Raw genomic sequence first — 20,067 nt, forward strand, 5'->3', positions numbered from 1 at the left:
GGGCCTACCCGCTCCGCGGGGCGGGGACACGGCCGCGCGGGGCGCGGGCGTCACCTCCACCGGCCGATCTCGACGTTCTCCAGCACGCCGAGCGCGTCGGGCACCAGGACGGCGGCCGAGTAGTACGCCGTCACCAGGTACTTGATGACGGCCTGTTCGTTGATGCCCATGAAGCGGACGGACAGGCTCGGCTCGATCTCGTCCGGGATGCCGGACTGCCTGAGGCCGACGACGCCCTGCTCGGCCTCGCCGGTGCGCATGGCGATGATCGAGGTCGTCCGGGCCTCACTGACCGGGATCTTGTTGCACGGGTAGATGGGCACGCCCCGCCAGGTGGGGATGCGGTTGCCGGCGATGTCGATGGTCTCCGGGACCAGTCCGCGCTTGTTCAGCTCGCGCCCGAACGCGGCGATCGCGCGCGGGTGGGCGAGGAACAGCTTGGTGCCGCGCCGGCGGCTGAGCAGCTCGTCCATGTCGTCCGGACCGGGCACGCCGTCGTGGGGCTGGAGCCGCTGGTCGTACTCGCAGTTGTGCAGCAGCCCGAACTCCCGGTTGTTGACCAGCTCGTGCTCCTGGCGCTCCTTCAACGCCTCGACGGTGAGCCGCAGCTGCTGCTCGGTCTGGTTCATCGGCTGGTTGTACAGGTCGGCCACGCGCGAGTGGATGCGCAGCACGGTCTGGGCGATGCTCAGCTCGTACTCGCGCGGCCGGGGCTCGTAGTCGACGAAGGTGTGCGGGATGTCCGGCTCGCCGGAGTGGCCGGCCGCCAGCTCGACCTCCTTCTCGCCGTACTTGTTGGTCCGCTGCGCGGGGATCGAGCGCAGCCGCTCCAGGTGGGCGCGCAGCGAGTCGGAGCGCCCCGCGACCTGCTCGAAGTCCTGGCGGCTGAGGATCAGCACGGTGGCCGCGGTGTCCGCGCGGGCGGTGTACTCCCAGATGGCCTCCGGGTCCAGCAGGGCGTCCTCGCCGAAGTAGGCGCCGTCGGCGAGGACCCCGAGGACCGCGTCGTCGCCGTAGGGGCCCGTGCCGACCTTCTCCACCCTGCCGTGGGCCAGCAGGTAGACCCCTTCGGTGCGGCTGCCGAAGGAGGTGATGACCTCACCGGGCGCGAAGTCCCGCTGGCGGCAGCGCCGGGCCAGTTCGGCGAGCACCTCGTCGTCCTCGTAGGAGCGCAGCGCCGGCAGCTCGCCGAGTTCGGCGGGGATCACCTCGACCTGGTCCCCGGTCTTGACGAAGGTGATGCGCCCGTCGCCGACGGTGTAGGTCAGCCGCCGGTTCACCCGGTACGTGCCGCCCTGCAGGTCGACCCACGGCAGTGTGCGCAGCAGCCAGCGGGAGCTGATCTCCTGCATCTGGGGGACGGACTTGGTGGTGGTGGCCAGGTTCCGCGCTGCCGCCGTGCCGAGAGACTGCTGCGGCTTGCCCTGATCCGTGCGGACCTCTTCGCCTACCGACATATGGAAGTGCCCTCTCCTGTATGCCCGGTGCCGCATCGCACACCGGTTCTCGCGATCGAGGTTCGCATCACGGTCAGTGGCCGCGCCATTACCCGAAAGAGCGGGAATGGATCATCGCACTACAGGGCAGAAAGAGGGATCTCGTCCGGCATCGCCCGTGATGAGCGACCTGTCCGGATCTGCTCGCACGGCGTCCGAACGATGCGGTCCGCGACGTCCGGTTTCGGTAGAAGCTCCGGTACGCAAGGGCCGCGACCGGCGGCCACCGGGCTCAGCACGAAGGAGTCGGTCATGGCCCCACCCATGTCCGCGAGCGGGTTTCTGGCCGCGCTGCGGGCCGAGGGCGTGCGGGTCGTCGAGGTCGGCGACTGGCGGCACCACAACCGCAACCACAAGGGGCCGTGGGGCCCCGTGCACGGCGTGATGATCCACCACTCGGCGACCGGCGGCGCCGCCCGCACCGTCGAGCTGTGCCGCGACGGCCACCCGGACCTCCCGGGCCCGCTGTGCCACGGCGTGATCACCAAGGACGGCACCGTCCACCTGGTCGGCCACGGCCGCGCCAACCACGCGGGCCTCGGCGACGACGACGTGCTGCGCGCGGTCATCGCCGAGAAGGGGCTGCCGCCGGACAATCAGGCGAACACCGACGGCAACCGGCACTTCTACGGCTTCGAGTGCGAGAACCTGGGCGACGGCGAGGACCCCTGGCCCGAGGCCCAGCTGGACGCGGTCGGGCGGGTCGCCGCGGCCGTGTGCCGGCACCACGGCTGGACGCAGCGGTCGGTCATCGGCCACCTGGAGTGGCAGCCGGGCAAGGTGGACCCCCGCGGCTTCTCGATGGCCTGGCTGCGCGAGCGGATCGGGGAGCGCCTGAAGTCCTGAGCCGTGTCGTCGGGCCCGGGCGACAATGGGGGCGTGACCAGCACCGGCCCGCTCGCCCCGCGGCTTCCCTCGCCCCTCCAGGAGGTGCGGGACGGCCGGTTCGCCCGCCGCGGGCTGCGGCTGCTGCTCAAGCGGGACGACCTGATCCACCCCGAACTGATCGGCAACAAGTGGCGCAAGCTGGTGCCGAACCTCGCGGCGGCGCGCGGCCGGGAACTGGTCACCTTCGGCGGGGCCTACTCCAACCACCTGCGGGCCACCGCCGCCGCGGGGCGCCTCCTCGGGCTGCCCACGGTCGGCGTGGTCCGCGGCCAGGAGCTGGCGGACCGCCCGCTCAACCCGTCCCTGGCCCGGTGCGCGGCCGACGGCATGCGGCTGCACTTCGTGGACCGGGCGACGTACCGGCGCAAGGCCGAGCCGGCGACGCTGGCCGCCCTCCTGCGCGCGTGCGGCGCCGAGGACGCGTACGTGGTGCCCGAGGGCGGGAGCAACACCGAGGCGGTACGCGGCTGCGTGGCCCTCGGCGAGGAACTGCGCGGCCGGGCCGGCACCGTCGCGGTGGCCTGCGGCACCGGCGGCACCCTAGCCGGACTCGCCGCCGGGCTGGCCGACGGCCAGCGGGCCCTCGGCATACCCGTCCTGCGGGGCGGCTTCCTGGCCGCCGACGTCCAGCGCCTGCAGGAGCGGGCCTTCGGCGCGCGCACCGGCACCTGGTCCCTCGACGACCGCTTCCACTGCGGCGGCTACGCCCGTACGACCCCGGAACTCGAGGCCTTCGCCGAGGACTTCGAGCAGCGGCACGCAGTGCCCGTGGAGCGGCTGTATGTCGCCAAGTTGCTCCTCGGGCTCGTCACCCTGGCCGGGGAGGGCGCCTTCGCGCGCGGGACGACGATCGCGGCGGTCGTCACCGGCCGGCCCTTCCCCGAGCCCGCCGGGCCGCCGCTCCCCGAGGCCTAACCGGCCTCGCGGTAGGCGGCCGCCTCCTCCAGGTCCAGCCGGCGCAGCAGGGCGCGCAGCATCTCGTCGTCGATGTAGCGGTGGTCGCGCAGCTTGACGAAGACCTCGCGTTCCGCGCTGATCATCTCGCGGGACAGCCGGCGGTAGGTGTCGTCGACGGACTCGCCGGAGACCGGGTTGACCTGCCCGAGCCGCTCCCAGACGGCGTTGCGGCGGCGCTCCAGGACCGCGCGCAGGCGGTCGGCGAGCGGCGGCGGCAGGGCGTTGCGCTCGTCGGCGAGGAGTTCGTCCAGGCGGTTCTCGGCGGTCCGGGAGGCCTGTGCCTGGGCGTTGGCCTCGGCGAGCGTCTCGGCCTGCCGGTCGCGGCCGGGGAACTTCAGCAGCCGGATCAGCGGGGGCAGGGTCAGGCCCTGGACGACCAGCGTGCCGATGACGGTGGTGAAGGTCAGGAACAGGATCAGGTTGCGCTGCGGGAAGGGGTGTCCGCCGTGCACGGTCAGCGGGATGGAGAAGGCGATGGCGAGGGAGACCACGCCCCGCATGCCGGCCCAGCCGGTGACCATCGCCCCGCGCCAGGTGGGGTTCTCCTCGCGTTCGCGCACGCGGGCCGACAGGCGGGGCAGGAAGGTCCCCGGGTACACCCACACGAAGCGGGCCGCGACGACCACGAGGAACAGGGCGACCGCGTACCAGGCGGCCGCGGCGCCCTCGTACATCCCGAGGCCCTTGAGCACGACCGGGAGCTGCAGGCCGATCAGGGCGAACACCGCCGACTCCAGGATGAAGGCGACCATCTTCCACACCGCCTCCTCCTGGAGCCGGGTGGCGAAGTCGACCTCCCACGCGCGGTGGCCGAGGTAGAGGGCGACGACCACGACCGCGAGGACACCGGAGGCGTGCACCTGCTCGGCGACGCTGTAGGCGACGAACGGGATCAGCAGGGACAGGGTGTTCTGCAGCAGCGGTTCCCTGAGGTGGGTGCGCAGCCAGTGCAGCGGCGCCATCAGCACCAGGCCGACGCCGACGCCGCCGACGGCGGCGAGCAGGAACTCGCGGATGCCGCCCGCCCAGGTCGCGCCCTCGCCGATGGCGGCGGCCAGGGCCACCTTGTACGCGGTGATCGCGGTCGCGTCGTTCAGCAGGGACTCGCCCTGCAGGATCGTGGTGATCCTGGACGGCAGGCCGACCCGGCGCGCGACCGCCGTGGCGGCCACTGCGTCCGGCGGCGCCACCACCGCGCCCAGCACCAGCGCGGCGGTCAGCGGCAGTCCGGGGACGATCAGGTGGGCGGCGTAGCCGACGACGACGGTCGCGAACAGGACGTAGCCCACCGACAGCAGCGCCACGGGCCGCAGTTGCGCCCGCAGGTCGAGGTAGGAGCTGTCGACGGCCGAGGTGTACAGCAGCGGGGGCAGCAGCAGCGGCAGCACGACCTCGGGGTCCAGAGTGTAGTCCGGCACGCCGGGCACGTAGGAGATCGCCAGGCCCACCGCGACCAGCAGCAGGGGTGCCGGCACCGGGCCCCGCCGGGCCGCGCCGGCGACCGCGGCGCTGCCCGCCACCAGCAACAGCAGCGGCATCACGTCCATGATCCTCGCCCACCCTCTTTTTCCGCGCGGCCACCCGCACAACCGTCGTAATCTGGCAATCATGAAACAGTGCACGCACGCCGCCGCGCTGCCGCACCCCGAACCCGAACCGCTCGACAAGACCTGCCCGGAGTGCCTGCGGGACGGGACGCACCCGGTGCAGCTGCGGTTGTGCCTCACCTGCGGGCACGTCGGCTGCTGCGACTCCTCGCAGGGCCGGCACGCGACCGAGCACCACGCGCGGACCGGCCATCCGGTGATGCGGACCTTCGAGCCGGGTGAGGACTGGCGGTGGTGCTTCGTCGACCACGTGCTGGTCTGACCGCGTTTCGTCCCGCAGGCGCTCCTGGGCACGTTCTCGCCATCGGTGTTCCCGTGCGACGGCGTTCTCGTGTGACACTGCAAGGGGCGGCTGCCGCCGACGGTTCGGGCGTCTGACGCCGGGGTACGTCAATCCGGCGCGCGCTCTTCCCCTTTTGGATTCGCTCACCCCCTAGACACGGAGCGTATCCACAGCTTTACTGTGAGTGACGCCAGGGGGTTGGGGTCCCGGGGACAGAAACGTTCGGAGCGCGATAGCGTCACCGCGGAACCACGTACGCGTTACCCCGGGGGGCGACCCTCGGCCCCGCTGAAGCTTGTACCACCATGGAGGTGAGGGTGTCCCAGATCGCAGGCGAGCCCGCGACCCAGGACTTCGTGGAAGTCCGGCTGCCGGCTGCGGGTGCCTACCTGTCGGTGCTGCGGACGGCCACGGCCGGTCTCGCCGCCCGCTTGGACTTCACCCTGGACGAGATCGAGGACCTGCGCATCGCCGTGGACGAGGCCTGCGCGATCCTGCTGCAGCAGGCCGTGCCCGGCTCGGTGCTGAGCTGTGTCTTCCGCCTCGTCGACGACTCGCTGGAGGTCACGGTGTCGGCGCCGACCACCGACGGTCACGCCCCCTCGCGTGACACGTTCGCGTGGACGGTGCTCTCCGCCCTCGCGGGCAAGGTCTCGTCCGCCGTCGACGAGGACAGGACCGTGTCGATCAGCCTCTACAAACAGCGCGGCGCGGGCCCCGGCCCGGCGTGAGGAACGGGGACGGTCCGGTGCGGGACGAAGAGCGCGGCACACGGGAGCTGCCGACGGGGGGCACGAACCCCGCGGACGGTTCCCGACGCATGGCGGACGGCATCGACGGCATCCCCGAGCAGGCCAGGCCGCATCCGGAGGACACCTCCGCCGCGGCCGGCGGGGACGGTGCCGTGCAGAGCCCCCCTGCGCGGGGGCGCGGCGGGGCCGGGTCCGCCGCGCACGCGGAGGCGGCGGCTCGGGGAAGGGCTACGGGCGGGACGATGAGCGAGCACGAGCGATACGCCGGGGACGACGCGCTGGGCGCGGAGGCCGTGCAGGGAACCCCGCACGAGCCCCACGACCGCAGCGGGGCGCGGGCGATGTTCGTCGAGCTGCGCAAGCTGGACGCGAGCAGCGCGCAGTACGCGGAGCTGCGCAACCAGCTGGTCCGGATGCACCTGCCGCTCGTGGAGCACCTGGCCCGCCGCTTCCGCAACCGCGGCGAGCCGCTGGACGACCTCACCCAGGTCGCCACCATCGGCCTGATCAAGTCCGTCGACCGGTTCGACCCGGAGCGCGGCGTGGAGTTCTCCACGTACGCCACCCCGACCGTCGTCGGCGAGATCAAGCGGCACTTCCGCGACAAGGGCTGGGCGGTCCGCGTGCCGCGCCGGCTGCAGGAACTGCGGCTGGCGCTGACGACGGCGACGGCCGAGCTGTCCCAGCTGCACGGCCGCTCCCCCACGGTGCACGAGCTGGCCGAGAAGCTGGCCATCTCCGAGGAGGAGGTGCTGGAGGGCCTGGAGTCCGCCAACGCCTACTCCACGCTGTCCCTGGACGTGCCCGACACCGACGACGAGTCGCCCGCGGTGGCCGACACCCTCGGCGCCGAGGACGAGGCGCTGGAGGGCGTGGAGTACCGGGAGTCCCTCAAGCCCCTGCTGGAGGACCTGCCGCCGCGCGAGAAGCGGATCCTGCTGCTGCGCTTCTTCGGGAACATGACCCAGTCGCAGATCGCGCAGGAGGTCGGCATCTCCCAGATGCACGTCTCCCGGCTGCTGGCCCGGACCCTGGCCCAGCTGCGGGAGAAGCTCCTCGTCGAGGAGTGAGCGCTACTCGCCCCGGCCCGGTCCCTTGATCCCGAGGGCCTGGGCCGTGGCCGGACTCACCAGCAGGACCAGCGCGGCCAGGGAGACGACCGCGGTGACGATACCGGCCGGGATGGCCAGGCTGTCGGCCTGCAGCAGGTAGTAGGCGCAGAACAGCGCCATGATCTGCGTGATGACGGCGGGCCCCCGGCTCCAGCCGCGCCGCAGCAGCAGTCCGCGCGCGGCGAGCAGCGGCAGCAGCGCGAGCACGACCAGGGTGATCCCCAGGGCGACGGCCTGCTGCCGGCTGTCGGGAGAGCCGGTGAGCGCCCGGACGCACACCCACAGGCCCCCCGCGACCAGCGCGACGCCCTCCAGCCCGGTCAGGGCGGCGGCGTACGTCAGCCGGCGGGGGCGCGGACCCGCCGCCACGGCGGCTTCGGAGGTCTCGGGCGCGGGCTTCTGGTCACTGCTCACACCAGCAGGGTAGCCGCCGGCCGGCCCACGCCCCGCGGCGCCCGGGTGTCCAGACTCACGCCCTCCCCTCTTACCGGATCCCTACCTCGGTATGGGCCCGATACCCCCCAGTAGGTACGCTGCCCCTCATGCGTGCACTTCTCGTGGTCAATCCGGCGGCAACCACCACGAGCGCGCGCAGGCGCGATGTGCTGATCCACGCGCTGGCGAGCGAGATGAAGCTGGAGGCGGTCACCACCGAGTACCGCGGCCACGCGCGCGACCTCGGCCGGCAGGCGGCGCAGAGCGACGACATCGACCTCGTCGTGGCCCTCGGCGGAGACGGCACCGTCAACGAGGTGGTCAACGGCCTGCTGCACGCCGGCCCCGACCCGGACCGCCTGCCCGGCCTGGCCGTGGTCCCCGGCGGCTCCACCAACGTCTTCGCCCGCGCCCTGGGTCTGCCCAACGATCCGGTGGAGGCCACCGGTGCCCTGCTGGACGCCCTGCGCGAGGGCGGCGAGCGGGTGGTCGGCCTGGGCCTGGCCTCGGGCACGCCCGGCACCGAGGACGAGGCGGTGCCGGCGCGCTGGTTCACCTTCAACGCCGGGCTGGGGTTCGACGCGGGCGTCGTCGGCCGGGTCGAGCAGCAGCGCGAGCGGGGCAGGAAGTCGACGCACGCGCTGTACGTGCGCCAGGTCATACGGCAGTTCCTCGGCGAGCAGAACCGCCGGCACGGCGCGATCACCCTGGAGCGGCCCGGTGCCGATCCCGTCACCGACCTCGTCGTCGCCATAGTCTCGAACACGTCCCCTTGGACGTATCTCGGCAATCGCCCGATGTACACGTCACCTAAGGCCTCGTTCGATACCGGTATCGACGTGCTCGGTCTCAGCCGCCTGTCCTCGGCCGCGGTTGCCCGGTATGGCACGCAGTTGCTCACTTCGTCCCCCGAGCGCGGACCCCATGGCAGGCATGCGGTCTCCCTGCACGATCTGGACCGGTTCACCTTGCATTCGAAGGCGCCTCTGCCCCTGCAGATGGACGGTGACCACCTGGGGCTGCGTACGAGCGTGACGTTCACAGGCGTACGCCGCGCACTGCGTGTGATTGTGTGAGCGGAACGGGCCAAAGTCCTTTCACTCGAACGTTTAGGCCAGGATCCACCCCATGGAAGTACGGCTGTGACCCAGTCGACACCGAGGAATCAAAAAAAACTTTCCGGAAGGGGTTGTATCCGCCGCTGAGGTTTGCGAGTCTCTACGTGGCGATCGGGACGGCCCGCAAGACCGGCCTCCACTGATCACCGGAACCCCTCTACAAACCAAGGACCACGCCGGGGAAGACTCGGCGATCGGCCCTTCACTTGTTGAGGGATTCGTGAAAGCGTTCACATTCACAAGCAACTTGCACGTAATACCAAGGAGAGGTAGCAGCCATGGACTGGCGTCACAACGCCGTTTGCCGCGAGGAAGACCCCGAGCTCTTCTTCCCCATCGGCAACACCGGTCCTGCGCTGCTGCAGATCGAGGAAGCCAAGGCCGTCTGCCGTCGCTGCCCGGTGATCGAGCAGTGTCTGCAGTGGGCGCTCGAGTCCGGCCAGGACTCCGGCGTCTGGGGTGGTCTCAGCGAGGACGAGCGCCGCGCGATGAAGCGCCGCGCCGCCCGCAACCGGGCTCGTCAGGCCTCCGCCTGACACTCCCACCCCTGCTGACAGCCTGAGCTTGGCGGCGCGTGCAGCGAGTACGCATCTCCCGCCCCCGAGCCGCAGCGCGCAGTACCCCCGATGCGCATAGCTTCGAGCTGAAGCCCCGGACCACCCCGTGGTCCGGGGCTCAATGCTGTCCGGGCTCAGAGTTGCTCCGGGCTCCATGCTGCCGGGTGCCGGCGGAGGGGCGCCGGTTCACTTCTGCGCCCGGACCGGGAGGTCCAGGATCACCCGCGTCCCCCGCTCCGGCGCCGGGACCATGTCGAAGGTGCCGCCCAACTCCCCCTCCACCAGCGTCCGCACGATCTGCAGCCCCAGGTTGCCCGAGCGGTGCGGGTCGAAGCCCTCGGGCAGGCCGACGCCGTCGTCCTGGACGGTGACGAGGAGGCGGGCCTCCTTGGCGGTGCCGCCGCGGACCGCGGTGACCTCGACCGTGCCCGTGTCCCCCTCGCGGAAGCCGTGTTCCAGGGCGTTCTGCAGGATCTCGGTGAGGACCATCGACAGCGGGGTGGCCACCTCGGCGTCGAGTATCCCGAACCGGCCGGTGCGCCGGCCGGTCACCTTGCCCGGCGAGATCTCGGCGACCATCGCCAGCACCCGGTCGGCGATGTCGTCGAACTCCACGCGCTCGTCCAGGTTCTGGGACAGCGTCTCGTGCACGATGGCGATCGAGCCGACCCGCCGGACGGCCTCCTCCAGTGCCTCCCGGCCGCGCTCGGAGTCGATGCGCCGGGCCTGCAGCCGCAAGAGGGCCGCGACCGTCTGCAGGTTGTTCTTCACCCGGTGGTGGATCTCCCGGATGGTCGCGTCCTTGGTGATCAACTCGCGTTCGCGGCGCCGCAGTTCGGTGACGTCCCGGCACAGCACCAGCGAACCGATGCGCGTGCCCTTGGGTTTGAGCGGGATGGCCCGGAACTGGATGACCCCGTCGTGCGCCTCGATCTCGAACTCGCGCGGCGCCCAGCCGCTCGCCACCTTGGCCAGTGCCTCGTCCACCGGGCCACGGGTCGGGGCCAGTTCGGCGGTGGTCCGGCCCAGGTGGTGGCCGACCAGGTCGGCGGCGAGCCCGAGGCGGTGGTAGGCGGACAGGGCGTTCGGGGAGGCGTACTGGACGGTGCCGTCGGCGTCCAGCCGGATCAGGCCGTCGCCGACGCGCGGCGAGGCGTCCATGTCGACCTGCTGGTTCGGGAAGGGGAAGGAACCGGCCGCGATCATCTGCGCCAGGTCCGAGGCGCTCTGGAGGTAGGTGAGCTCCAGACGGCTCGGGGTGCGCACGGTCAGCAGGTTGGTGTTGCGGGCGATGACACCGAGGACGCGGCCCTCCCGCCGTACCGGGATCGACTCGACCCGGACCGGGACCTCCTCGCGCCACTCCGGATCGCCCTCGCGCACGATCCGGCCCTCGTCCAGCGCCGCGTCCAGCATGGGCCGCCGGCCGCGCGGGACCAGGTGGCCGACCATGTCGTCCTGGTACGAGGTCGGACCGGTGTTGGGCCGCATCTGGGCGACCGAGACGTACCGGGTGCCGTCCCGGGTGGGGACCCACAGGACCAGGTCGGCGAAGGAGAGGTCGGAGAGCAGCTGCCACTCCGACACCAGCAGGTGCAGCCACTCGAGGTCGGAGTCGTCGAGGGCGGTGTGCTGGCGTACGAGTTCGTTCATGGAGGGCACGTGTGCGAGCGTACCCGGGGCCTCGCGGGTGGCCGAAAAACACCCGCGGGCCGCGGCGCCTGGAAGGGACCCTCAACCCTCCCGGCACCGCAGCCCGGAGCTCATCGGCCGTGGGGTGTGCGGTCCCGGTCGGCCGAAGGTCGAGGAGCCGGGGCAGTCAGGGCAGAGAGCTCCGGTTCCTCGTCCGCCTTCCTGTGCGGGGAAGGCGGAGGCTTGTTCAGTTGATTGTGGACTAGACCACGAAGACGTGTCCATGGGTGCGACGGCAGGGGCGCCGACAGTGGATGGCACGCGATGCCACGCAGCCTAGCCCGCCCGGCTCGGCCGTGGGGCCGGATGGACGGGGCAATTTCCGCGGGCGCCCCCGGTTCCGTGCGCCGCGACCCCTGCGGCGGCGCCGTGAAGGCGCTCACTCCCCCGCGCTTCCGGGCCCGGCTCTGTTAGATTGGTCTAAACCACATAGCGACGTCAGAACGGCAGGCCCAGCGTGGAAGTTGTCATCGTTCAGGATGCCGCGGCGGGCGGCGAGCTGATCGCCGATGCCATGACCCGGCTGCTGCGGCGCAAGCCCGACGCACTGCTCGGGGTGGCCACGGGTTCCACTCCGCTGCCCGTCTACCAGGCACTGGCCGCCAGGGTGCGCTCCGGTGCCGTGGACACCTCCCGGGCCCGCATAGCCCAGCTCGACGAGTACGTGGGCCTGCCCGCCGAACACCCGGAGTCCTACCGCTCGGTGCTGCGCCGGGAGGTGCTGGAGCCGCTCGGGATCGGCATGGACGCCTTCATGGGCCCGGACGGCACGGCGGCGGACGTCCAGGCCGCGTGCGAGGCGTACGACCGCGCGCTCGCCGGGGCCGGCGGCGTGGACCTGCAGCTGCTCGGCATCGGGACGGACGGGCACATCGGTTTCAACGAGCCGTGCTCCTCGCTCGCCTCCCGCACCCGGATCAAGACGCTGACCGAGCAGACCCGGATCGACAACGCCCGCTTCTTCGGCGGCGACATCGAGCAGGTGCCGCACCACGTGATCACCCAGGGCATCGGCACCATCCTGGAGGCCCGGCACCTGGTGCTGCTCGCGACCGGCGAGGGCAAGGCGGACGCGGTCGCGGCGACCGTCGAGGGACCGGTCGCGGCCGTCTGCCCGGCCTCCGCGCTCCAGCTGCACCCGCACGCCACCGTGGTCGTCGACGAGGCCGCCGCGTCCAAGCTGAAGCTGGCCGACTACTTCCGCCACACCTACGCGAACAAGCCGGACTGGCAGGGCGTCTAGCCTCGGGCTATGGACTAGACCAACCCCGGGTCCACGGGTATATAGAGGAGATCACGGAGCGTCCGGGTGGACCCCGTGACACATGAAGCCGTGCCACGATGTGAGCCGTGGCCGATGGGATGTCGGTCGCTTTCGGCATCAGGAGCCGGGAAGGCAGAGCATGAGCACCGACGTCGGCAGTGCGGAGAACGAGGCAGGGACGACCGTCCGTACCGCGCGCGTGCCCAAGTACTACCGCTTGAAGAAGCACCTGCTCGACATGACGGAGACGCAGGCGCCCGGGACACCGGTGCCGCCCGAGCGCACGCTGGCCGCGGAGTTCGACACCTCCCGCACCACCGTCCGCCAGGCGCTGCAGGAACTGGTGGTCGAGGGCCGGCTGGAGCGGATCCAGGGCAAGGGCACCTTCGTCGCCAAACCGAAGGTCTCCCAGGCCCTGCAGCTCACCTCCTACACGGAGGACATGCGCGCCCAGGGCCTGGAGCCCACCTCGCAGCTGCTGGACATCGGCTACATCACCGCCGACGACCGGCTCGCCGAACTGCTCGACATCACCGCCGGCGGCCGGGTGCTGCGCATCGAGCGGCTGCGCATGGCCAACGGCGAGCCGATGGCGATCGAGACGACGCACCTGTCGGCCAAGCGCTTCCCGGCGCTGCGCCGGTCGCTCGTGAAGTACACGTCCCTGTACACCGCCCTCGCCGAGGTCTACGACGTGCACCTCGCCGAGGCCGAGGAGACCATCGAGACCTCGCTGGCCACCCCGCGCGAGGCGGGGCTGCTCGGCACCGACGTGGGCCTGCCGATGCTGATGCTCTCCCGCCACTCCCTGGACCACGAGGGCCTGCCGGTGGAGTGGGTGCGGTCGGTGTACCGGGGCGACCGGTACAAGTTCGTGGCCAGGCTCAAGCGGCCGCAGGAGTAGCCGAGTCCGTTCCTTCACGCTCCGCGCACGCCTCACCCACGAAATCGACATACCGATGTAGCGGCGGGGTCTTCCGCTCCCGCGACACCGTCACCTAGATTGCCTGCGCATTACACAGGTGATCAGCTAGGGGACGGAGCCACGCCATGTCCGATACGCCTGAAGTGAGACCACCGGTGGTGACACCGGTCCGCGTGATCATCGGCCTGTGTCTCGTCGCCCCGTTCGTGGCGATGCTGTGGGTCGGCTCGTACGCCAAGACGGACCCCGCCTTCATCGGGATCCCGTTCTTCTACTGGTACCAGATGCTGTGGGTGCTGATCTCCACCGCGCTCACCGTCACCGCGTACCAGCTGTGGCAGCGCGACCAGCGCGCACGGGCACGGCAGGGGGGTGCGGCGAAGTGAAGGACGGTGTGAACGGCGTCGCGCTCGGCGTCTTCGTCTTCTTCTTCCTGGCCGTCACGGTCATGGGCTTCCTCGCCGCACGCTGGCGCAAGGCCGACAACGAGCACTCCCTGGACGAATGGGGTCTGGGCGGCCGGTCGTTCGGCACCTGGGTCACCTGGTTCCTGCTCGGCGGCGACCTGTACACGGCGTACACCTTCGTCGCCGTGCCGGCGGCGATCTACGCGGCGGGCGCGGCCGGCTTCTTCGCGGTGCCGTACACGATCCTGGTCTACCCGCTGATCTTCACCTTCCTGCCCCGCCTGTGGTCGGTCTCGCACCGGCACGGCTACGTGACGACCTCCGACTTCGTCCGCGGACGCTTCGGCTCCAAGGGGCTGTCGCTGGCCGTGGCGCTCACCGGCATCCTCGCGACGATGCCGTACATCGCGCTCCAGCTCGTCGGCATCCAGGCGGTGCTGGACGTGATGGGCGTCGGCGGCGGGGACAACACCAACTGGTTCGTGAAGGACCTGCCGCTGCTGATCGCCTTCGGCGTGCTGGCGGCGTACACGTACTCGTCGGGTCTGCGCGCGCCCGCGCTGATCGCGTTCGTGAAGGACGCGCTGATCTACATCGTCATCGCGGTGGCGATCATCTACATCCCGATCAAGCTGGGCGGCTTCGACGACGTCTTCGCCAAGGCGGGCCACGCCTTCGCCCAGACCAACCCGGCGACGGGCAAGCCGCGCGGTGCGCTCGTCCCGCCGGAGGCGGGCCAGTGGACGTACGCGACCCTGGCCCTGGGCTCGGCCCTGGCCCTGTTCATGTACCCGCACTCGATCACCGCGACCCTGTCCTCGCGCAGCCGTGAGGTGATCCGGCGCAACACCACGATCCTGCCGCTGTACTCCCTGATGCTCGGCCTGCTGGCCCTGCTGGGCTTCATGGCGATCGCGGCCGGGGTGAAGGTCACCAACGGGCAGCTGGCGATCCCGCAGCTGTTCGAGGACATGTTCCCGGACTGGTTCGCCGGCGTGGCCTTCGCGGCGATCGGCATCGGCGCCCTGGTGCCGGCGGCGATCATGTCGATCGCGGCCGCGAACCTGTTCACCCGCAACATCTACAAGGACTTCATCAAGCCGGACGCCACGCCGAAGCAGGAGGCGCAGGTCTCCAAGATCGTGTCGCTGCTGGTGAAGGTGGGCGCGCTGGTCTTCGTCCTGACGATGGACAAGACGGTCGCCATCAACTTCCAGCTGCTGGGCGGCATCTGGATCCTGCAGACCTTCCCGGCGCTGGTGGGCGGCCTGTTCACCCGCTGGTTCCACCGGTGGGCGCTGCTGGGCGGCTGGGCGGTCGGCATGGTGTACGGCACGGTCGCCGCGTACGGGGTGGCCTCGCCGACGCAGGCGCACTTCGGCGGCTCCGCCAAGGAGATCCCGGGCCTCGGCGAGATCGGCTACATCGGCCTCACGGCGTTCGTGCTGAACCTGGCCGTGACGGTGGTCCTCACCCTCGTCCTGCGGGCCGCCAAGGCCCCCGAGGGCGTGGACGAGACCAGCCCGGCCGACTACAGCGCGGACGCGGGCGACCCGGGCGTGCAGGTGGAACTGCCGCCGGCGACCGCGGGCGCCGGTCACTAGAAGCCACGCACGGACGACGGGCCGCCGGAGGAATCCGGCGGCCCGTCGCCGTGTCCGCTCCTGCCCGGCAACACAACATCTGGGGGTGACACGGCAGCCCGGCACCAGATGTATGCTCATGCTCGCTGTCGCCGCAGGGGAATCCGGTGCGAATCCGGAACTGTCCCGCAACGGTGTACCGGCGTGCGTCCGCACGCCCGTCCAGTCCGAGGACCTGCCGGCAGCGCACCCGGCCGTCCGGTCCGGGTGCCCTGATACGTCCGGGCCTCGTGGAGTGGGCCGGTGGACGCGACGCCGTGCGCGCTCGTGCTGCCCGCCTCCCTCCGCCAGGCCCCCGTGCCGAGCGAGGGAGAGCCCCACGTGACCATCGCGCCAGCCGATCCGGCTTCGGTCAGCGGCCTGGAGACCGACGGTCCCGGCGCCGCGCTGCTGCGGACCCTGACCGAGCTGACCGCCGACCTCCCCGACGCAGACCCCGGCCGGGTCGCCGCGGCCGCCCTGCGCGGCAGGTCCGCGCACGCGGACGAGGCGGAGCTGCGGGAGCTGGCCACGGAGGCGGCCGCCGGCCTCATCTCCGAGGACCCCGCCTACTCCCGGCTGGCGGCGCGGCTGCTGACCCTCGCCATCCGGGCGGAGGCCGCCTCGCAGGGCGTCGGGTCCTTCACCGGGTCGGTCGCGGTGGGCCACCGCGAGGGGCTGATCGCCGACCGGACCGCCGCGTTCGTGCGGCGGCACGCCGAGCGGCTCGACGGCCTCGTCGACCCGGGCGCCGACGACCGCTTCGGCTACTTCGGGCTGCGCACCCTGCACAGCCGCTACCTGCTGCGCCACCCGCTGACCCGCAAGGTGATCGAGACGCCCCAGCACTTCCTGCTGCGGGTGGCGAGCGGGCTCGCCGAGGACGACACGGCCCGGTCGGTGGACGAAGTCGCCGCGCTGTACGGCCTGATGAGCCGCCTCGACTACCTGCCCTCCTCCCCCACCCTGTTCAACTCCGGCACCCGGCACCCGCAGATGTCGTCCTGCTACCTGCTGGACTCCCCCAAGGACGAGCTGGACTCCCTCTACGACCGCTACCACCAGGTCGCCCGGCTCTCCAAGCACGCCGGCGGGATCGGGCTGTCGTACTCCCGCGTCCGCGGCCGCGGTTCGCTGATCCGCGGCACCAACGGGCACTCCAACGGCATCGTGCCGTTCCTGAAGACGCTGGACGCGTCGGTGGCCGCCGTGAACCAGGGCGGCCGGCGCAAGGGCGCCGCCGCCGTCTACCTGGAGACCTGGCACTCCGACATCGAGGAGTTCCTGGAGCTGCGGGACAACACCGGCGAGGACGCCCGCCGCACCCACAACCTGAACCTCGCGCACTGGATCCCGGACGAGTTCATGCGCCGGGTGAACGCCGACGGAACGTGGTCGCTGTTCTCGCCGTCGGACGTGCCGGAGCTGGTGGACCTGTGGGGCGAGGAGTTCGACGCCGCCTACCGCAGGGCCGAGCAGGCGGGCCTGGCACGCAAGACCCTGCCGGCCCGCGAGCTGTACGGCCGCATGATGCGCACCCTCGCGCAGACCGGCAACGGCTGGATGACCTTCAAGGACGCCGCCAACCGCACCGCCAACCAGACGGCGCTGCCCGGCCGGGTCATCCACTCCTCCAACCTGTGCACGGAGATCCTGGAGGTCACGGACGACGGCGAGACGGCGGTCTGCAACCTGGGCTCGGTCAACCTCGGCGCCTTCGTGGCGGACGGCGGCATCGACTGGGAGCGGCTGGACGAGACCGTCCGCACCGCCGTCACCTTCCTCGACCGCGTCGTGGACATCAACTTCTACCCGACCGAGCAGGCCGGCCGCTCCAACGCCAAGTGGCGCCCGGTCGGCCTCGGCGCGATGGGTCTGCAGGACGTCTTCTTCAAGCTGCGGCTGCCCTTCGACTCGCCCGGGGCCAAGGAGCTGTCCACCAGGATCGCCGAGCGCATCATGCTCGCCGCCTACGAGGCCTCCGCCGACCTCGCCGAGCGCAGCGGCCCGCTGCCGGCCTGGGAGCAGACCCGCACCGCCCGGGGCGTGCTGCACCCCGACCACTACGACGTCGAACCGACCTGGCCGGAGCGCTGGGCCGCCCTGCGCGAGCGGATCGCCTCCGTCGGCATGCGCAACTCGCTGCTCCTGGCGATCGCCCCGACCGCCACGATCGCCTCCATCGCGGGCGTGTACGAGTGCATCGAGCCGCAGGTGTCCAACCTGTTCAAGCGCGAGACGCTGTCCGGCGAGTTCCTGCAGGTCAACTCCTACCTGGTGCGGGACCTGAAGGAACTGGGCGTGTGGGACGCGCGGACCCGGGAGGCGCTGCGCGACTCGGGCGGCTCGGTGCAGGGGTTCGCCTGGATCCCCGAGGAGGTGCGCGCGCTGTACCGCACGGCGTGGGAGATCCCGCAGCGCGGCCTGATCGACATGGCCGCGGCCCGCACCCCGTTCCTGGACCAGGCCCAGTCCCTGAACCTGTTCCTGGAGACGCCGACCATCGGCAAGCTCTCCTCGATGTACGCGTACGCCTGGAAGTCGGGCCTGAAGACGACGTACTACCTGCGCTCCCGCCCGGCGACCCGGATCGCCCGGGCGGCCCGGGCCGCCGTGCCCGCCCAGCAGACGGCCGCGGAGGACGCCGTCGCCTGCTCCCTGGAAAACCCCGAGTCCTGCGAGGCCTGCCAGTGATGACGAACCGTGACGCCCGTCTCCTCGACCCGGGCTTCGAGCTGACCCTGCGCCCCATGCGCTACCCGGACTTCTACGAGCGCTACCGGGACGCCATCAAGAACACCTGGACCGTGGAGGAGGTCGACCTCCACTCGGACGTGGCCGACCTCGCGAAGCTGACGCCCGAGGAGCACCACCTCATCGGCCGGCTGGTCGCCTTCTTCGCGACGGGCGACTCGATCGTGGCGAACAACCTGGTGCTGACGCTGTACAAGCACATCAACTCCCCGGAGGCGCGCCTGTACCTGTCGCGCCAGCTGTTCGAGGAGGCCGTGCACGTCCAGTTCTACCTGACCCTGCTGGACACCTACCTGCCCGACCCGGACGACCGCTCCGCCGCCTTCGCGGCCGTGGAGAACATCCCGTCCATCCGGGAGAAGGCGGAGTTCTGCTTCCGGTGGATGGACTCGGTCGAGAAGCTGGACCGGCTGGAGTCCCGGGCCGACCGCCGCCGCTTCCTGCTGAACCTCATCTGCTTCGCCGCGTGCATCGAGGGCCTGTTCTTCTACGGCGCCTTCGCGTACGTCTACTGGTTCCGCAGCCGGGGTCTGCTGCACGGCCTGGCCACCGGCACCAACTGGGTGTTCCGCGACGAGACGATGCACATGTCGTTCGCCTTCGACGTGGTCGACACCGTCCGCAAGGAGGAGCCGGACCTGTTCGACGACGAGCTCGGCCGGCAGGTCACCGACATGCTGCGGGAGGCCGTCGAGGCCGAGCTGCAGTTCGCGCGCGACCTGTGCGGGGACGGCCTCCCGGGCATGAACACCGACTCGATGCGGCAGTACCTGGAGTGCGTCGCCGACCAGCGCCTGGGCCGGCTCGGCTTCCCTCCGGTGTACGGCTCGGAGAACCCCTTCTCCTTCATGGAGCTGCAGGGCGTTCAGGAGCTGACGAACTTCTTCGAGCGGCGCCCGTCGGCGTACCAGGTCGCGGTGGAGGGCACGGTGGACCTGGACGAGGACTTCTGAGCCTCCTTCCGCGGGGGAGTCTCCCCGTGGGCCCCGGCCCGCTGGTCCTCCTGGGCCTCCCGGAGCTGCCGGTCGACGCGCCTGTCGCGCAGGACGCCGAGCACGGACGGGAGGATCAGGAGGACCAGGATGCCGAGGGTGGCGAGCATTCCGATCAGGCCTTGGATCTGGTTTCCGGTCATGCCACTACTGTCGCGCCGGACGCTCCTTACCGGCAGTGGCAGGACTGCCGTACACGCTCGAATTACTGCCACCTCTCAGGCACACTGGCAGCATGCTGAGCAACGTGGCGGCCGTGCTGCTGGACGGGGTGCACCCCTTCGAGCTGGGGGTGGTCTGCGAGGTCTTCGGGATCGACCGCAGCGACGACGGACTGCCGGTGTACGACTTCGCCGTGGTCTCCGCCGAGGGCCCCACCCTCGGCACCCACTGCGGGTTCACGGTGTCGACGCCGTACGGCCTGGACCGGCTGGAGGAGGCCGACCTGATCGCGGTGCCCGCGGGTGAGACCTACGCCGAGCGGGAGTATCCGCCCGAGCTGCTGGACGCGCTGCGCCGGGCCGTCGACCGGGGTGCCCGCGTGCTCAGTGTGTGCTCCGGGGTGTTCGTGCTGGCGGCCGCGGGGCTGCTGGACGGGCGGCGGTGCGCGGTGCACTGGCACCACGCCGATCGGCTCGCCCGGCGCTACCCCCGCCTCACGGTCGAGCCGGACGTCCTCTACGTCGACGAGGACCCGGTGATCACCTCCGCCGGCACCGCCGCCGGGATCGACGCCTGTCTGCACCTGGTGCGCAAGGAGCAGGGCCCCGAGGTCGCCAACAAGATCGCCCGCCGGATGGTGGTGCCGCCGCACCGGGACGGCGGGCAGGCCCAGTACATCGAGCGGCCGCTTCCCAAGGCCCCGTGCGACACGGTCGGCGAGGTCCTGGTGTGGATGGAGGAGCACCTCGACCGCGAGGTGACCGTCGAGCAGCTCGCCGCCCGCGCCCACATGGCGCCGCGCACCTTCGCCCGCCGCTTCCAGCAGGAGACCGGGACCACCCCGTACCGCTGGATCCTGCGCCAGCGGGTGCTGCTGGCACAGGAGTTGCTGGAGGGCACGGACGAGACGGTGGACGCGATCGCCGCACGCGCCGGATTCGGTACGGCGGCCGCGCTGCGCCACCAGTTCCTCCGCGCCCTCGGCACGACCCCGCACGCCTACCGGCGCGCGTTCCGGGGCCCCGCGGCCGCCTGAGCGCGCGC

General features: G+C 71.4%; 19 protein-coding genes and 1 riboswitch. Of the genes, 14 read left to right on the top strand and 5 right to left on the bottom strand.

What is annotated here, in order from left to right; all coding sequences use genetic code 11:
• Window positions 1–50: 50 nt before the first annotated feature.
• Window positions 51–1,457 (bottom strand): family 2B encapsulin nanocompartment shell protein, encoded by a 1,407-nt coding sequence (locus tag AQJ66_RS20425; RefSeq protein WP_061924112.1) that lies wholly within the window; start codon window positions 1,455–1,457, stop codon window positions 51–53.
• Between the two features lie 291 nt (window positions 1,458–1,748).
• On the opposite strand from AQJ66_RS20425, the gene AQJ66_RS20430 reads away from it, so the two are divergent.
• Together AQJ66_RS20430 and AQJ66_RS20435 are read left to right on the top strand one after the other, a co-directional pair.
• On the top strand, window positions 1,749–2,342 hold the full coding sequence (locus AQJ66_RS20430; protein WP_061924115.1) for an N-acetylmuramoyl-L-alanine amidase: 594 nt from the start codon (window positions 1,749–1,751) through the stop codon (window positions 2,340–2,342).
• Between the two features lie 33 nt (window positions 2,343–2,375).
• Window positions 2,376–3,299, top strand: coding sequence for a 1-aminocyclopropane-1-carboxylate deaminase/D-cysteine desulfhydrase (locus AQJ66_RS20435; protein WP_061924118.1), 924 nt, complete (start codon window positions 2,376–2,378; stop codon window positions 3,297–3,299).
• Here AQJ66_RS20435 and AQJ66_RS20440 read toward each other — a convergent pair.
• Window positions 3,296–4,888, bottom strand: coding sequence for a Na+/H+ antiporter (locus tag AQJ66_RS20440; protein WP_061924121.1), 1,593 nt, complete (start codon window positions 4,886–4,888; stop codon window positions 3,296–3,298). The two genes, AQJ66_RS20435 and AQJ66_RS20440, sit on opposite strands and share 4 nt — an antisense overlap.
• 61 nt (window positions 4,889–4,949) lie before the next feature.
• Between AQJ66_RS20440 and AQJ66_RS20445 the strand changes: the two genes are divergently transcribed.
• The 3 genes from AQJ66_RS20445 to AQJ66_RS20455 all read left to right on the top strand — a co-directional run bounded on the left by AQJ66_RS20445 (window position 4,950) and on the right by AQJ66_RS20455 (window position 7,053).
• Window positions 4,950–5,210 carry a UBP-type zinc finger domain-containing protein gene (locus AQJ66_RS20445; protein ID WP_061924122.1) on the top strand — a complete coding sequence of 87 codons (261 nt, stop codon included), beginning with the start codon at window positions 4,950–4,952 and terminating at the stop codon, window positions 5,208–5,210.
• Between the two features lie 338 nt (window positions 5,211–5,548).
• Window positions 5,549–5,962, top strand: a complete 414-nt coding sequence (locus tag AQJ66_RS20450; RefSeq protein ID WP_006136266.1) for an ATP-binding protein — start codon at window positions 5,549–5,551, stop codon at window positions 5,960–5,962.
• 17 nt (window positions 5,963–5,979) lie between these two features.
• Complete coding sequence (locus AQJ66_RS20455; RefSeq protein ID WP_208611404.1) at window positions 5,980–7,053, top strand: RNA polymerase sigma factor SigF; 1,074 nt, start codon at window positions 5,980–5,982, stop codon at window positions 7,051–7,053.
• A gap of 3 nt (window positions 7,054–7,056) precedes the next feature.
• Here the strand turns inward: AQJ66_RS20455 and AQJ66_RS20460 are convergent, their stop codons facing one another.
• Window positions 7,057–7,509: a hypothetical protein gene (locus AQJ66_RS20460; RefSeq protein ID WP_061924125.1), complete on the bottom strand. Its 453-nt coding sequence runs from the start codon at window positions 7,507–7,509 to the stop codon at window positions 7,057–7,059.
• Window positions 7,510–7,637: 128 nt separating this feature from the next.
• Here AQJ66_RS20460 and AQJ66_RS20465 point away from each other — a divergent pair, with 128 nt between their 5' ends.
• On the top strand, window positions 7,638–8,606 hold the full coding sequence (locus AQJ66_RS20465) for a diacylglycerol/lipid kinase family protein (RefSeq protein WP_061924128.1): 969 nt from the start codon (window positions 7,638–7,640) through the stop codon (window positions 8,604–8,606).
• Window positions 8,607–8,926: 320 nt separating this feature from the next.
• Window positions 8,927–9,184 carry a WhiB family transcriptional regulator gene (locus AQJ66_RS20470; RefSeq protein WP_003992873.1) on the top strand — a complete coding sequence of 86 codons (258 nt, stop codon included), beginning with the start codon at window positions 8,927–8,929 and terminating at the stop codon, window positions 9,182–9,184.
• A gap of 207 nt (window positions 9,185–9,391) precedes the next feature.
• On the opposite strand, the gene AQJ66_RS20475 is transcribed toward AQJ66_RS20470, so the two are convergent.
• On the bottom strand, window positions 9,392–10,867 hold the full coding sequence (locus AQJ66_RS20475) for a sensor histidine kinase (RefSeq protein ID WP_079060304.1): 1,476 nt from the start codon (window positions 10,865–10,867) through the stop codon (window positions 9,392–9,394).
• A gap of 487 nt (window positions 10,868–11,354) precedes the next feature.
• On the opposite strand from AQJ66_RS20475, the gene nagB reads away from it, so the two are divergent.
• The 6 genes from nagB to AQJ66_RS20505 all read left to right on the top strand — a co-directional run bounded on the left by nagB (window position 11,355) and on the right by AQJ66_RS20505 (window position 18,822).
• Window positions 11,355–12,140, top strand: a complete 786-nt coding sequence (gene nagB, locus AQJ66_RS20480; RefSeq protein WP_061924133.1) for a glucosamine-6-phosphate deaminase — start codon at window positions 11,355–11,357, stop codon at window positions 12,138–12,140.
• Between the two features lie 160 nt (window positions 12,141–12,300).
• Entirely contained in the window at window positions 12,301–13,065 is a 765-nt protein-coding gene (locus AQJ66_RS20485) for a GntR family transcriptional regulator (protein ID WP_061924136.1), read from the top strand.
• 146 nt (window positions 13,066–13,211) lie between these two features.
• Window positions 13,212–13,472, top strand: a complete 261-nt coding sequence (locus AQJ66_RS20490) for a DUF3311 domain-containing protein (RefSeq protein ID WP_079060305.1) — start codon at window positions 13,212–13,214, stop codon at window positions 13,470–13,472.
• On the top strand, window positions 13,469–15,097 hold the full coding sequence (gene mctP / locus AQJ66_RS20495) for a monocarboxylate uptake permease MctP (protein WP_061924141.1): 1,629 nt from the start codon (window positions 13,469–13,471) through the stop codon (window positions 15,095–15,097). The genes AQJ66_RS20490 and mctP overlap by 4 nt, the downstream gene beginning before the upstream one ends.
• 112 nt (window positions 15,098–15,209) lie before the next feature.
• Window positions 15,210–15,333: riboswitch (cobalamin riboswitch) on the top strand.
• 124 nt (window positions 15,334–15,457) lie between these two features.
• On the top strand, window positions 15,458–17,809 hold the full coding sequence (locus tag AQJ66_RS20500) for a ribonucleoside-diphosphate reductase subunit alpha (protein ID WP_061924701.1): 2,352 nt from the start codon (window positions 15,458–15,460) through the stop codon (window positions 17,807–17,809).
• Window positions 17,809–18,822: a ribonucleotide-diphosphate reductase subunit beta gene (locus AQJ66_RS20505; protein WP_061924144.1), complete on the top strand. Its 1,014-nt coding sequence runs from the start codon at window positions 17,809–17,811 to the stop codon at window positions 18,820–18,822. Before AQJ66_RS20500 ends, AQJ66_RS20505 begins: the two co-directional genes overlap by 1 nt.
• Here AQJ66_RS20505 and AQJ66_RS20510 read toward each other — a convergent pair.
• Window positions 18,735–19,004, bottom strand: a complete 270-nt coding sequence (locus AQJ66_RS20510; RefSeq protein ID WP_061924148.1) for a hypothetical protein — start codon at window positions 19,002–19,004, stop codon at window positions 18,735–18,737. The two genes, AQJ66_RS20505 and AQJ66_RS20510, sit on opposite strands and share 88 nt — an antisense overlap.
• 92 nt (window positions 19,005–19,096) lie before the next feature.
• Between AQJ66_RS20510 and AQJ66_RS20515 the strand changes: the two genes are divergently transcribed.
• On the top strand, window positions 19,097–20,059 hold the full coding sequence (locus AQJ66_RS20515; RefSeq protein WP_061924152.1) for a GlxA family transcriptional regulator: 963 nt from the start codon (window positions 19,097–19,099) through the stop codon (window positions 20,057–20,059).
• The last annotated feature ends 8 nt before the right edge of the window (window positions 20,060–20,067 follow it).

This window comes from Streptomyces bungoensis, from assembly GCF_001514215.1.
In the GTDB taxonomy this organism is placed as follows: domain Bacteria; phylum Actinomycetota; class Actinomycetes; order Streptomycetales; family Streptomycetaceae; genus Streptomyces; species Streptomyces bungoensis.